This window comes from Spiroplasma endosymbiont of Dioctria linearis, assembly GCF_964030865.1.
In the GTDB taxonomy this organism is placed as follows: Bacteria; Bacillota_I; Bacilli_A; order Mycoplasmatales; family Mycoplasmataceae; genus Spiroplasma_A.
The window spans coordinates 212115-227962 of the sequence record NZ_OZ034984.1; the positions used below are offsets into that span (position 1 = coordinate 212115).

General features: G+C 23.2%; 11 protein-coding genes. 10 read left to right on the forward strand and 1 reads right to left on the reverse strand.

Going from position 1 to position 15848, the window contains the following annotated elements; translation table 4 throughout:
• Position 1: 1 nt before the first annotated feature.
• From AAHM84_RS00945 to AAHM84_RS00955, 3 genes are all read left to right on the forward strand, one after another.
• On the forward strand, positions 2-1813 hold the full coding sequence (locus AAHM84_RS00945; RefSeq protein ID WP_342259041.1) for a hypothetical protein: 1812 nt from the start codon (positions 2-4) through the stop codon (positions 1811-1813).
• 1 nt (position 1814) lies between these two features.
• Positions 1815-2750 carry an ABC transporter ATP-binding protein gene (locus tag AAHM84_RS00950; protein ID WP_342259036.1) on the forward strand — a complete coding sequence of 312 codons (936 nt, stop codon included), beginning with the start codon at positions 1815-1817 and terminating at the stop codon, positions 2748-2750.
• A gap of 263 nt (positions 2751-3013) precedes the next feature.
• On the forward strand, positions 3014-4588 hold the full coding sequence (locus AAHM84_RS00955) for a hypothetical protein (protein ID WP_342259042.1): 1575 nt from the start codon (positions 3014-3016) through the stop codon (positions 4586-4588).
• 114 nt (positions 4589-4702) lie between these two features.
• Here the strand turns inward: AAHM84_RS00955 and AAHM84_RS00960 are convergent, their stop codons facing one another.
• A complete protein-coding gene (locus AAHM84_RS00960) occupies positions 4703-6655 on the reverse strand; it encodes an ABC transporter ATP-binding protein (protein ID WP_342259043.1) in 1953 nt (650 codons plus the stop codon).
• Positions 6656-6795: 140 nt separating this feature from the next.
• Between AAHM84_RS00960 and AAHM84_RS00965 the strand changes: the two genes are divergently transcribed.
• From AAHM84_RS00965 to AAHM84_RS00995, 7 genes are all read left to right on the forward strand, one after another.
• Positions 6796-7233: a MarR family winged helix-turn-helix transcriptional regulator gene (locus AAHM84_RS00965; protein WP_342259044.1), complete on the forward strand. Its 438-nt coding sequence runs from the start codon at positions 6796-6798 to the stop codon at positions 7231-7233.
• 243 nt (positions 7234-7476) lie between these two features.
• Positions 7477-8562: a putative cysteine peptidase gene (locus tag AAHM84_RS00970; RefSeq protein ID WP_342259045.1), complete on the forward strand. Its 1086-nt coding sequence runs from the start codon at positions 7477-7479 to the stop codon at positions 8560-8562.
• Between the two features lie 278 nt (positions 8563-8840).
• Positions 8841-9218, forward strand: coding sequence for a lipoprotein (locus AAHM84_RS00975; RefSeq protein ID WP_342259046.1), 378 nt, complete (start codon positions 8841-8843; stop codon positions 9216-9218).
• Positions 9219-10619: 1401 nt separating this feature from the next.
• Complete coding sequence (locus AAHM84_RS00980) at positions 10620-11054, forward strand: transposase family protein (RefSeq protein ID WP_342259047.1); 435 nt, start codon at positions 10620-10622, stop codon at positions 11052-11054.
• A 179-nt stretch (positions 11055-11233) separates the two neighbouring features.
• The gene (locus AAHM84_RS00985; protein ID WP_342259048.1) at positions 11234-13072 is read left to right on the forward strand and encodes a lipoprotein; all 1839 of its coding nucleotides are present in this window, start codon (positions 11234-11236) and stop codon (positions 13070-13072) included.
• A gap of 16 nt (positions 13073-13088) precedes the next feature.
• Positions 13089-14846: an ABC transporter permease gene (locus tag AAHM84_RS00990; RefSeq protein ID WP_342259049.1), complete on the forward strand. Its 1758-nt coding sequence runs from the start codon at positions 13089-13091 to the stop codon at positions 14844-14846.
• 3 nt (positions 14847-14849) lie between these two features.
• Positions 14850-15767, forward strand: coding sequence for an ABC transporter ATP-binding protein (locus AAHM84_RS00995; RefSeq protein WP_342259050.1), 918 nt, complete (start codon positions 14850-14852; stop codon positions 15765-15767).
• The last annotated feature ends 81 nt before the right edge of the window (positions 15768-15848 follow it).

Sequence of the window (15848 nt, forward strand, 5' to 3'; positions counted from 1 at the left end):
TATGATAGTTGAAAATAAAAAGTCAATTCCATTAGCAAAACTAATTGGGTTCAATCTTAAACTATATTTAAAAGACAAATCTATTATAATTTTGTCTTTTATTATTTTAATATTAACTTTATTTTTCAGTATTTTAATATCAGTGTATAAAAAATCAAATACGAGTATTATACTTTTTTATAATTACTTTTTTATAATTACTTTTTCAGTTTTATTATTTCTCCTAATTTTAAGAATGGTTCAGTTGATGCTTAATAATAAAATTGATGATAAAACAATTTATTTAATGATTTCCACTAATATTTCTAGAAAAAAAATAATATTTACATTAGTAATAACGAATTTAATTTATTTGCTAGCAATTCAAACAACTATTTTTTTACTACCCAATATTTTTCTTTCACTTGCATCTTTAAAAGTAAACGAAGTTCTTTTAAGAATAACATTAGTTCACTTTATTTATGCTTTATGTTATGGCTTTTGTTTAACTTCATTTTTTATTTTTTTATCCACTACATTAAAAATGCATGTTTCAACAATTTTATGTTCTCTTATTTTAGCTACAAATTTTATTAATAGTTTACCAACACAATTTATGAAGGAATCTGAAAAAAGTATTGTATTAAGTTTTGAGGGTGGTCAAGCTTTTCAAGTTACTGAAATTTATAAGGCTTTTGATTTACAAGAACACATTAAAAAGGAACAAATTAAATATCCGTTACTTAGTAAGTATATTAATAATTTCTTTATTGAAAATGAGTTACTATCAGGACAGTCTTTTCAAACAGCAAATATTATTAATTTAAGAAAGCAGTTTTGAAAAAATTTAGGTTTAATAAATAGTGAAAATAAAAATTATAGTTTAACTAATCAGACACTAGCAAAAGTTCCAGATAACTGATCTAAAGCAGATTGAAAAGTTGGTGATCAAGTAGATATTAATTTTTCTGTTGAAGATACTTTCATAACCAGAGATGAACTAATTGAATTATCAAAAGATTCAAATAATGAAAATCAAAATATTTTAATGGAGTTTTTAAATTTTATGTCTTATATTAATAAATACTTTATTAATGATTTAACTTTTCAAAAAAATTTTTATCAGCTATTTGATGACTTTCCTTCAATAGTAGAAGGTTCTGATGTATCTTATATCCAAAATAAAACCTCAAAAGTTTCAAAAGTATCGTTCAAAATTGAAACAACTGGTGAGGAAGTTATATTAGGAGCAAAAAATAATCTAACAAGCGAGCTTATAAAATCAATGTATACAAATTATTTAGGAAGAAATACTAGTGGGATTGCTTTGAGTGAATCACCAGAAATGGATACTCTGATTAATTCAGAAGAGGGTTTATTTAGCCCAGTTATGTTAACAGCTAGAATTCTTGAAGATTATTTTATTAAGTATTGTTCTATTTATACAATTGCAACTACTAAAGCAATTTCATTGAATAAAAGTTATTTTGATTATCAAAAGGCAAGAACAAAAAATGAACTTTTTTTTCAAATGAACTTTATTGCAAATAATTTATTGAATTTTACATATTATGCAAAAAATGCTTCAGAGGGTATCTGATTTAATGAAGAAAATACTAGTGTAATTAACTTTAATAATCAAGATAATTCATTTTTGCCTTATAAACTTTATTCCTTTAAGATAAATAAAAATGAATTAGGTTTAGATACTATTGATCCCTTATCCTATAATAATTTTATTCCACCATATATCTATTTAATTATTCAATTAACTTTTGCCATTATTAATTTATTTATCTCTATCCTATTATTAAATAGAAAGGATTTAAACTAGAATGAAAGATTTAACAATAATTAAATTTGAAAATTTTTTAAAAAAGTTTAAAAAAAGTTCTATTGGACCAATTGACTTTGAGATTAAACAAAATCGAATTGTTGCTTTTCTAGGTAGCAGTGGTAGTGGGAAAACTGTGATTTTAAATTCTTTAATTGGAGCTACTAAAAAATATAAGGGAGATATTTTTATTGAAGATAGTAATAGAAAAAAAATCAGCAATCATATTTTAAATAAGCAAATTGGGATTTATATTCAAATGGATTTCTCACTATATGATATGAAAGCTTATAATTTTTTAAAAACTATGGCTTCAATATATGGAGTTAAGAAGGATCTAATTAAGGAAAGAGTTAAATACTGAATGGAGTATTTTAATTTGTGAGAATCAAAAGATAAAAGTTTAAAAAATTTCTCATGAGGAATGAAAAATAGAATAAATTTTATTCTTTGCTTTTTAAAAGACCCTAATATAATTATTATGGATGAGCCAGGAGCAAACTTAGATTCAATTTGAAGAAATAAAGTCAAAAATTTATTGATTAAATTTAAGCAAGAAGGTAAAACAATTATTTTTACTGTTCACAATATTGATGAAATGACAGATATAATTGATGACTATATAATTATTGAAAAGGGAAAACTAATTTTTTTAGGTTCAAAGGAAGAGTTAAATATTTATAATAAGTATAAATTATTTCTAGATTCTGAATTTGATGTAAAAGAGTTAAGAAATTTTTTAGATAGACATAATATTAAAAGTTTTAAATTTGATTTACAAGAAAACTCAATTGTAATTGCAACAAATAATACAAAAGAAATTAATTGACTATTCTTATTTTTTTTGAAAAAAAACATACCTATAAAAAACTTAGTAAAATTACCAGTTAATATGGAATCTATTCATAAGGCTCTTGAATCAAAAACTGGTATTTAATTTAAAAACACATTGATATTTCTCATTTATTTAAATTTTATAAAATATAGTAATATCAAATAAATTAACTCCAATCAAACATTTAATAATTTTTATTAAATGTTTTTTTTATTTTTTTGAGAGCTTATATTCCTAAGTAAAGTACTTTAATCTTTTTAAATAAGAGAGTATCTCTAAATAATAAATATATAATAAAAATGTTGTATTTATAAAAAAGGGATGCTAGGGTGGGTTATGAAAGAAAAGGAGATTACAATTAATATATGAAAAAATTATTAAACATTTTTGGAATTTTTTCACTATCAGCAGTTAACTTATTTCAAAACTCCTGAGTGAAAAATTCAAAAGAGGATATTAAAATATCAAATAGAGTTGAGCAACAATTAAATAAGAATTCTTGTGATTGTTCAGATGTAATAACAAGTTATAAAGAATTTGTAGCTTATGAAAGTTATGCTTATACATCAAGAGTTAATCAATTATCTTTAGATCAATGAACTCTAAATTTTTTATACAATGCTTTTCAAGCTAATGCAAAATTGGACTATACAGATGTAGAAATTTTTTTGTCCAATTCAATATTAGACTTTTCTTATAGCAAAAATACCAATGCTAAAGAGGCAATATCTAAAGCAATAATAAGTCATGGATTTAAATATGCCAATTATCAAGTTGGTGGAGTTTTTATAAAAGTAGAGGAAAGAAGATACAACTCACCTGGTGAGGAATGACGAATTAATGGTTTGGAAGTGGGAATTTTTGATACTACAAAAAGACAGCCTTTAGAGCAGGAAATATACTCTGATATAAAATTTAGTAAAGCTTTAAACTTATCTAAACCATTTAAAGAAAAAACAATTGAGAGTGGGGGTTTAATGAGTTATCATTCAATTCCAAGATTTGCATCACATATCCTATCGCTTAAAGAGGAATTTAACTATCTTTCTTTTCCTGATGCTAAAATGGAAGCTATTTTAATTGATGATTATAAAGGAATCTATGAGAGATATGACTACTCAAGAACTTTTAATGGTTCACATATAGCTCAATCATTTAACATGCATGATTTAAAGTGGAATGGAGACAATGAAAAGGAGCATTATTTAAGTACACAATTACAAGAAACATTTACTTATGAAAAGTTAGATCCATTTATTTTTCTAATTAATGATATTGAGTTTAAATTAATTTTTAGACAAAACTCTGAATTTGAAAACAAATACGACATTTGACTAGAAAATAAACATCATTTTAAAAATATTAGTCCTTTTTTTGAAGAAACTTCTATGACTTTTAACTTTAATTTAAATAATAAAATAGCTTTTTTTAATACGTTAGAGTTAAAAGAAATTGAGAATGTATATAATAAAAAAATATTGGCAAGAGAAAAAAAACTTTCTAATGAGAGAATATTTCCTCCTATTGGAGGAAGTCCATTTTTAACAAGAATTATTTATGATAATTTTCATAATGGTTTTTGAGGAATGGAAGTTTATTTAAATAGAGAAGCACTTAACTCACTAGCTAATATGATTTGTATTGGAAAAGATAATAATCAACCTTTTATAAATACAGTAAGAGAATTATTAATGTTAGCAGCACCCGAATATTTTGAATACACTATTGAGGAGCAAAACTTAATTGTAACTTACATTGATGCAGCAATTAGAAATAGATATAATAATCATCCAAATTATTTATCTCTTTTCTTTAATGAATTTTATTATAATGAAGAGGCTACCTTTGGTGTTTGAATTCAAGCAAAGAACTTTGAAAATGAAGACCCTAATATTGTTGACTATGATATAGAGATTTGAAATTCTCCACCTCATGATTAAATAATAAGATTTTAATAAATTTCTATTTTTATAACTAATATATAAAAAGTAAATATTTATTATGACAATTAGATATTAGAAAAAGCAGATTATAAATCTGCTTTTTCTAATAAACTATTTTGATAGTTGATATAAAGTTTTAAATAAACCTTCTATAGAAATAAGTCTTTCAAAGTTCCCAGTTTCAACTATTCCTTTATCTTGTTCTAATACATAAATTTCATCAAAGTTTTTAATTGTACTTAATCGATGGGCAATTGAAATTGTTGTTCTTCCTTTCATTAGTTTTTCTAACTCTTTTTGAATTTCAGATTCAACAATATTATCAAGTGCACTTGTAGCTTCATCCAAAATTAGTATTTCAGGATTTTTTAAAATAAGTCTTGCTATCACAAGTCTTTGTTTTTGACCACCACTTAATTGTGCACCACGTTCAGATAGAATTGTTTCATATTGATTTGGTCATTGCATAATTAATTCATGCATTTTTGCCTTTTTACAAGCTTCAATAATTTCTTCATTAGTTTTATTTTCTAATCCATAGGCAACATTTTCAAAGATGGTACCACTTAAAATTTGTGGTTCTTGATCAACATAACCAATTTTATCTAATCATGATTTTAAATTTAAATCCTTTAATTTGACTTTATTATTTATTAGAATTTCTCCTTGTTGGGGATCATAAAATCGCAATAATAATTTTGCTATTGTAGATTTCCCACTTCCTGTTGGTCCAACAAAAGCATATTTTTTACCTTTGACCAATGTAACATTTAAATCTTTAATAACATGCTTATCAGTGTCAGGGTACATAAAACCAATATTTTTTAGTTCAATAGAATTAATTTTTTCTTTAATTTCTTTTTCATTAAATTTTTCAATAGTAATTTCACTTTTTAGAATTTCACTAACATTGTTAGCTGAAATTCTGGCATGGGGAACAGCTGAAATTACTTGTCTTAATTGCATAATTGGAATTGTCATAACAATTACACCTGTTGTAAAAGCAGTGATAATACTGATTAAAGATTGAGTATTATTATAGAATAGAAATACTCCAAAGATAATAGAGGCCATTGAGAAACTACCAATTCCTCCAATTATTAATGCAGAAGGAACTTCTGAAGCAAAGAATTTTTTCTTTTCTTTTTTTGAAACTCTTTCAATCATTTCATTAAAATGATTTTTCTCATGTTTAAATGTTCCCATAGATTTTATTAATCTAATACTGTAAATTTTTTCACTAATATCATTGTCTAAATTTTGTGTAATTTTATTAATTTTTTTAGTAGCACTATTTGATATTAAAATAGTGATAAAAATTATTATCATAAATGCTAATAATAAACCAAAGACACAAAGTGCTAATTTTCAACTAATATTAAACATTAGAATAGCTGAAAATAGAATTGTAACTGTTGAAAGTAAATAAATAATTGGAGCTTCTTTAATAAAAGAAGATACAATTGAACTGTCCTTAACAATAGTTGAAATCAATTGTCCTGCTTTATTAGAATTAAAATAATTTAAATCTTGATCAACTATTTTATTAATTAATTTAGCTTTTAATTGATTCTCGTATGCCTGAGCAATATAGCCACTTACAATAAAGTTTAAGTAAGAAAGCATAACAACAAAAATGACATCAACAATCATTGAATAGGCAAGAGTGAATAGTTTAAAATCTCCTCCTAAAATCTTAATATAAAGTTTGTTACCATCATAATAAACAAAATCATAAAAAAACTTTTGAATGATTTGTTCATAGACATTAGAACCTAGTGATATTGAACTAAGTATTTTTTCTAATTCTTCTTGTGTAATTTGAAGTCCAATTTCTTGAACTATTTCATAGATATCTGTTGTATTAATTGATTTCATAGAATCAAGAACACTTTTTGATACTAATAAAGCTGTAATAAGTTCAATTGCTTTAATATTTCATATAAATAATAAAGCAATTGAAATTGTTAAAGTTAACATTAAAAAGGTTAAAACCTTTTTATTTTTCATAGCTTGAAATAAGTGAGAATAGAGCTCAACTTTTTTTCTTTTTTTAATAACCATTTTTCAATTCCTTTCATTTTTTCTTTATAATATTTAATAGTTATAAAATGATTTATTATTAATAAAATCATTTATTTCAAATAAACTTACTTGTTTCATTTGAAATAAGATAATCTTATAACATTATTAGTGGGGTGTCAATGAAAAAGCAATATAACTTAGATAATTTAAGTACACTTGTTAAAGGTAATTTAGTTATTATTATAATAAGTAAAAGAATCAGTAAAGATATGATGAAAAAGTATCCAGATTTATATTCATTGGCATATCTACATTTAATGTTTATTAAAAATGTTGAGGGAATTAGTCAAGTAGAGTTAGCAGATTTAACTAATACAAATACTTCAACCATGCACAGAAACATCAAATCATTAACTGATAATAACTATATTGTCAAAAAAATTTCTACAAGAGCAAATGAAAATGAAATTTACTTAACTCAAAAAGGTGAACAAGTAGTAAAAGATATAATTGAATGAGTTAATGAATATGAAAAAGAAATGGGCTTTAATGAAGAAAATACAAGAGAATTAACAATGATGTTTAAAAAAATAATCAATAAGTATTCTGATTTTTAATATCAGAAATTATTAAAACAATTTAAATAATGGCTTATTAAAAAGTTATATGAGAATAAGCAAAATAATAGATCTTTTAATAGTATGCTATCATTTTATCATCTTTAAATTCACAATAAATAACACTTTTATATTTGAATTTTATACAATAAGTTATAAAATAATTATGTAATTAAATAAACTATAATAATTTTTTAGTTTATAAAATTATAAAATAGGTATTAATAATAAAGGGGTAAAATTATGAAAAAATTATTAGGATTATTAGGGACAAGTTGTTTATCAATTGCAGTTAGTTCTAACGTAGTTTCTTGTTTTGATACTACACCAAAAATTAAACATACATTTGCTGATGAATTTGACATCTTTGAACTTGGCGATATTTCAGGACAAGAAGATGTACCAACATTGGAAACAATATATGATGCTATATTCAAAGCTCATGAAAATGTTATTGACTGAAGATTAACAGTCGAGTTTGAATGAATTGTATTTGTAGATACACCAACAAAGGAATCTTGTACAATTAAAGTAATTGATAAAATGGCTGTTCCTTTTCATACAGGAGAAGTCACATTTACATATAAATATCAACAGATATTGGAACCTGAAATTTCTTATGATTTATTTGTTGAACAAAGAGATATCAAAAGGAGAACTGGATCTATAGAAGAAATAAGTAAATTTTCAAATTTAGTCTATAATTGAAAATGAATCGCAGATTTGACATCATCATCTCAATTAGTTTATACTGATTTGAAAAGTTATGGAACAAGTAGTGGTCAAGGATTATGCGAATATATAGCATTAAATATGTTAATAAATTATTCTCAAATATTTGGTAAGCATAATTTATATTCTACTTATTATAAAAATAAATATTTTTATCAGTTAAATTCTAAAGATGTAAGGCATTATGAATATGGTAGTGGTAATAAAAGAGCGATTCCTTATTTAATGTATGATAAAATTCGCTCAGATAAAGGGGGAAAATGAACTGACATTCGTGAAGGTAAAAGTATGAGAAAAATTATGAAGAAATGACTAGGTGATTATTCAAATAATTTAATTGATGATTATTCAGTTAGTTGATCACATACTTCAAAACCTGAAACTTGAATAAAAAAATATAATAGACCAGTATTACTTTCATTTTTTGCTAAAGGAGAGGCCCACTCAATTGTAATATATGGTTATAATAGTTCAACTGAAGAATATGCAGTTAATTATGGTTGACCTGGTATTGATAATGGGAAACAAATAATTAAAAAATCTGAAATATGATCATATTTTAGTATGGGCTTTTGATATGGTCTAAGAGATAAATAAAATTAAATAATTTATTTATCCGAAATAATCAGTCAATAAAATAGATAACTTTAAAAAGACTAAGCAGTTAATAGAAAGGTTGTCAATTTTTTCTGACCAAATAATAGATCTTTTAAGAGTATTCTATCTTTTTATCATCTTTAAACTTCCAATAAATAACACTTTTATGTTTTAATTTTATACAATAAGTTATAAAATAATTATGTATTAAATAAACTATAGTATTTTTTTAGTTTATAAAATTATAAAATAGGTATTAATAATGAAAGGGTAACATTATGAAAAAATTATTAGGATTATTAGGGGCAAGCTGCTTATCAATTACAGCTAGTTCTAACGTAGTTTCTTGTTTTGATACTAGACCAAAAATTAAACAAACATTTGCCGATGAATTTAAAGTTTTTGAGCTTGGTAATATTTCAGGAGAAGAAGATGTACCAACTTTGGAAACAATATATGATGCTATATTAAAAGCTCATGAAAATATTACTGACTGAAGATTAACAGTTGATTTTGAATGAATTGTATTTGTAGATATACCAACTAATGAATCTTGTACAATTAAAGTGATTGATAAATGAGCTATTCCTTTTTATACAGGAGAAGTCACATTTACATATAAATATCAAAAGATATTGGAACCTGAAATTTCTTAAGTTTTTTTTCTTGTACAAAGAGATATCAAAAAGAGAACTGGATCTATAGAAGAAATAAGTAAATTCTCAAATTTACTTTCTAATTGAGAATGAATAGCAAATTTAGAATCAGCATCTCAATTAGATTATACTGATATTTCTAAAGGCAAGAGTAAGAGAAAACTATGATTATTTAGTTGCTTGATCATAACTTATGATCTTGAAATCTGAATTAAAAAAGCAGGATAGACCAGTATTTCTTTCATTTTTTGCTAACGATGAGGACATTTAATTTTAGTATATTGTTATAATAGTTAACCTAAGGAATATGTAGTTCATTATGGTTAACCTTTTAATGATAATGGAGTAGAAATAATTAAAAAAGCTGAAATATAATCATATTTCAGCTTGGGATTTTGATATGGTCTAAGAGATAAATAGAATTAAATAATTTATTTATATAATTTTTTAAATTTTTATATTTAGGTCTGGAGGAAATACTATTCTAACTTTATCAGTAGTTAAAACTACTGGTTTTTTTATAATAAAAAATGGCAATTATAATTCTTAAAAGTTGTATAAGGTATTGGGGGGTCTAAGTACATAGGTCTCCCAATTTTTTTGTTTTATAATTTAGAACAAGATTATAATTGTATTAGCAAAAGAGATTGTATTTAAATTAAATATTTAAATGAGTTAAAAATTCAAACTGTTAATGATTATATTAATCCTATTAAATTAAAAGATATTTCAATTAAATATAACATAAAAGCCAACTCAAGTATTTTAGATTGATATTAAAAATGTCATGAGTCATCTGTTATTAAAGTATTTGATAGAAATAAACGTAGTTAAACAAATTAAGCTAGATTTAAAAATAAAGCTAGTGAATATAGCAAAGAAAATAAAGAAATAAAAAAACTTTTTGAATTAGCAGCAAAAATTAAGCGAAGTGCATATTTAATAGAAGTTAAGAAGAAAAAAAGGAAAGAAAATAGGTAGAAAAACAAGTTGAATTATTTAAAAAGTTCATAGCATTATTTCTAATAGTTTATCAAAAGGTTAATAAAAAACCATATACAAAAAAATATCATTCGGATATATAAAACAGTATATGAATTATCGTTAATAGGAAATGATGCAATACAAAATTCTCTAATTTATGGTGTTGGTTATCGTAGTTATACTAATTGAATTAAAAGAGGAAAACTCGAATATAAAAGACAATATTATATTCATGTTAAAGAAGTTTTAGAGAGTATTTATTCAAGGAAGTATTGTATATTTTGTGTTGAGAATGCTAGATTAAAAATATTAAAGAACTTCAATATAAAGCTTTCAAGAGAGACAATTATTGAACGCAGAAAGGAAATTTTATTAAAACTAAAAAAGAAAATAGTTTCCACTAAATCAAAAACAGCAATGGCAATAAGTAATCATAAAAGAAATACATCGTTAGATCTTATAAAAAGAAAATATAGATCTGATAAATATTTAAAAAAAATTGGAACTGAAGGTACCTGATTTAAAAATATTTATATTAATGGAGCTAAAAAGAAACACTTATTTTCACTTGTCTATGACTTTTACTCTAATGAAATTAGCTCATATTCAGTTGGCAACTCTGAAAATATAACAGTAACTCTTGAAATGAAAGAAAGTTTAATAAGAAAAATGATTTTAGGTTGAATAAAGAAAATTTTTATACATAGTGATTTATCATCTGCACTTATCAGTAAAGAAATAGAAAAATTTTGTAATCAGAATAATATACTTAGGTCAAATTCAGTCTCATGATTTAAAGGAAATCAATCTCTAGAACAAATATATAGATGACTCAAAAAGTATTTTAATTAAAGGTACGCTTATTCGCTTAAAAAATTTTATTATATTTTAAAATAGTCTCCACACTTAAAAATGTTTTAAATTTAATAAAACATTTTTAAGTGTTTTAACTTAATTTGCTTTTCTTGATTTTTTTTTTTTTTTTATAAAATAAAAAAAGATTATTAAAAAATAATCAAGGAGAATATAAAATGAAAAAATTATTAAGCTTATTAGGTACAGTAAGTCTAGTTGCTACAAGTAGTGCAACTGTAATAGCATGTGGGGATAAAACAGTTACTCCCCCAATTATTGAAGACAATAGTCAATTAATTAAAGAGTTAGAAACTGAAACTAATGAAATTTTTAAAAAGCACTTAGAGAATAATGTTTATAAAAATTTAATTGGCTTACCAGAAATGGAAGTAAATAATAAGTTTTTAACTAAAAATAAAATTAAGCAGTACCAAGGTAAAACAGTAGGAGAAATTGATCCATATGATTTACAACAATTAGAAATAGATATGAAAAAAATTTTAGATATTAATGAATTAACAAAGTCACTAAATCAATTAAAAAATGTAAACAAATATAAAATCCTTTTAAATGATGTTGATAGTTTAATTAAAAATGTAATTTTCGATTGAGAATCATTAGTAATTAAGACTTATGAAAAAGAAGGAATATATTTAGGGAATGTAATTGTTGATTATAAAATTGAAGTTCAATATAAAGGAGTCAAAGATATTGAAACTTTTAATATCAGTGATAATTTTAAGTATACTTCAACTAATAATGAAGCTTTGAAAAAAGGAAGTGATGACTTTTATCAAAATATTGCTAGAGATTACTTTTCATCTGATAAGGCCAGTGATAAAAAACATACAAATTTAAAATGAAATGATATTAAAGATTTAAAAGATGAATCAGATGGTTATGGAACCTATGAAACTGAGTTTAAAAAATATTATCAAGAGAATGCTAAGTCAAATGGTTTTGAAACTTCAATGACAAATTTTATTAAAGATAATTATTTTAGTGAAATAAGTAGTACATTGCCGCTTTCTTTTGAAGGAGATTTGATTTACAGATCATCTGACATGACTAAATACTCGCTGTTTAATTCAATAAATACCGTAAAAAGTTATAATGATTCAAATTCAATTAAATTAGATTATAAAAATGATGAGGGAAAAATATTGCTAAATACTGTTTTTAGAAATGATCCAAATAAGTCAGAAACTCAACAAGCATTAGTAAATAGTTATTTTACAAATGATAATTATAAAATTTGAGAAGAGCAATATAAACTTGCAAAAGAAAATTTCTTAAAAGAATTATCAATTGATAAAGGATCTTCAATTGTTGATTCAAATGAATTTAAAAGTTCTTTAGCATTAGGTTATGTTAATTTAACTGGTTTATCAATTAATTTAGCAGATGGTAGTTATATTCATGAATTACCAGATTTTAGAATAGCTGTTAATTATTTAATTGATGTTGAACAGTCTAATAGTAAAATATTAGATAACTTAGCTAAATTCTCTGTGAATAGTTTAAAGGCTTGACATAAAACAATGGGAGTATCTTATGATTATAAATATCCAGAATATAATTCTGCTCAGGATTTTTTAATGGTTATTAAAAGTTCAAAACTGACTAATAAATTTGTAGAAAAAAATAAAACAACAAATTGAGGTAAGAATCACTCATATAATTTTTATTTAAATTTTGGTTTAAGCGATTCATTTGATTTTACAGAAGATAGATTAAATATGCTAAATCAAGCTAAACTTTCTGAAGATTCAATATACTCAATAGGATTACAAAAAAAAGAATTATCAAGTCCAACTAATGTATGAAACTATACGGACTTTGATTGAATTACAGAGAAAAATGGTTTGAGCTTAAAATGAAATAATGGAACTGCAAATATAAATAATAGTCTTATGCTTTTTGATTTAGGTTTTATTAATTTCTATATTGATTTAGATCAAATTACATTAGGTTCTAAAACATTAGGTCAAAAGGACTTTATTAAATTCATCTAATGGATTTTTCTATTTAATGAAAAAAGTTATACCAGGAATTTGAATAATCAAATATAGTTTTAAATCTATTATAAAGGAGCGATCTTTTATAATATTTAATGGACTATATTTACTATTTTCCTTATTAATAGCAATCTACTCAGTTTTTCAAAAGAATAATAGTAGTTTCTTACTAATTTTTGATTATTATGTTTTATTAACTATATTTATAATATTATTTATTTTATGTTTGCGATTAGCTCAATATTTTTATGTAGTAAAAAGAGATGATAAGACTTTAAATATAATAGTCACTCAGCAGTTATCAAGAGCTAAATTATTTAGTTATCAATTTATGGCATTTATTTTATTAATGTTTTTTAATATATCAATTACGTATTTATTGATAAATATTATTAATATGCTTTTTTTAGTGCAAGTAAATTTATTCTTATTAAGAGTTACAACTACTTATTTTGTTTATGCTTTTATAAGCTGTTTATTTTTAATTAACTTTTTTCTACTAATATCTTTATTTGCAAATATTCAAGTTTCGACTATTATAGCGACTTTAATATTGGCAAGTTCCTTTATTAGTAATTTACCTTATACTTTTTTAATCCAAGGTGAAGAAAATAAGAGCATAACTTTTTCTTATAAAAATGCAAATACCGCTATGTCAGTTAATGAGATATATGATTCTTATAATCTTAAAAATCACGTATTAAATAAAAAAATTAAATATTCTAATTTGAGTTTTGAAATATATAACAATTTTATAGATAATCAATTTGAAACAGATCCTAATTCAATAAATAATAATTTTAATAATGCTTCTAGTATTCAAAAAAGAATTAATTTTTGAATGGATTTGGGAGTTGTAGAAGAAAAGCAACAGATAGTAGAATTAAATGAACCTACAAAAATTATTGCAGTAAATAATAATACACAATTATCAAAATGAAAAGGTGATGAAGTTAATTTAAAGTTTGAATTAAAGTATAGATTCTTAACAGTTGAGGAGTTAGAAAATAAAATTAAAGCAAATTTTTTTAGTAAAGAAAAGGAAAAAATTATTAAAGAGTTTATTGAATTTACAAATTTTATAACAAAAGTTAATAATAATTTTCAAGATAAGTTTTATGATTTATTTGATGTATTTATTTTTCTTAATGAGAAAGATAATATTGAAAAAAACTACATAAAAAATGCTACAAAACCACAGGAAGAAAAGATGTTATTAAAAGATAAAGACATAGTAGAAATTTACCAAAGTTATTTCTCATTTTCTGATAATAAATTAAGATTAGAAAGTTCTAAAGTAAGTAATTTAATACAAGAAACACTATTTTTCCCTACAATGTTAAGTATTAGGATTTTGGAAAACTATTTTATACGTTATACAAATAATATGGTTATTTTTGAAAATAGCACTGTAATTAAAAATGAAAATTGAACAAAATATATTAAATCGAGAAATTTATATAATATTTCATTTCAGTTTAATTTTATTTCCAATATGTTGCAAAATTATACATATTTTGGGGGGAGAAGCTATGATCATATATGATTTGAACCAGAGAGTTCAAGTAAAATATATTTTAATAAGCAAGATAACTTGTTTATTTCTCAACCATCTTATGCATTTAAAATTAATTCAGAAAATAAATTAGACTCTCAAACATATAATAATTTCATTGCACCTTATTATTATGTAATTTTTCAAGCCATGATTGCTATTATTAATTATTATGTTGCTAAAAATAAATTTAGAAAGTTAGATTTAACAGGATAAAGTATGGAACAAATAATAAAATTTGAAAATTATACAAAAAAATTTAAAAAGAAAGTTATTGGCCCTTTGAATTGTTCAATTCAAAAAGGGAGAATAACAGCTTTGCTTGGAAGTAGTGGGAGTGGTAAAACAGTTGTAATCAATTCACTATTAGGAATAATCAAGGAATTTAAAGGAGATATTAAAATTGAAAATATATCTAGAAAAAAAAGAAAATACTTTTTAGTAAATAATAAAATAGGCTATTATACTCAGATGGATTTTTCCTTATATGTTGTAAGTGCCTATAAATTTTTACTGGATATGTGTATAATGATGGGTCTAACTAAAGTTATTTCAAGAAAAAGAATTGAATATTGAATGAAATATTTTGATATTTGAGAGTCAAGAAATAAACCAATTAAAAGTTTTTCATGAGGAATGAAAAATAGAATGAATTTAATATTGTGCTTTATTAAAGAACCAGAAATTCTTATTCTTGATGAACCTGGAGCTAATTTAGATTCGTATTGAAGAAATAAAATTAAAATATTATTAATGGATGCAAAAAAAGATGGCAAAACAATAATAGTTACTGTTCATAATATTGATGAAATAGCAGATATTATTGATGATTTTATAATTATTGATAATGGGCAAAACATTTTTAATGGTTCAGCTGAAAAACTAAATGTTTATTCAAAATATAAAGTATATATAAGTGAACAATTTGAAGTACAAAATTTTAGAAATTTTTTATCAACTAATAATATAAAATCCTTTAAATATGATGAAATTGAAAACTCCTTAGTAGTCGCAATTGAAAATTTTAAGCAATTAAACTTCTTATTTTTATATTTAATTAAAAATAATTTGCCCTTAAAAAACTTGCTTAAATTGCCAATTAATATGGAAGCTATTTATAAAGCTTTGGAAAATTAATTTTATATTTAACTTTAATTATTAAGAGTAGGTATTGGGGGGCTAAGTACATAGGCCTCCCAATTTTTTTGTTTTATAATT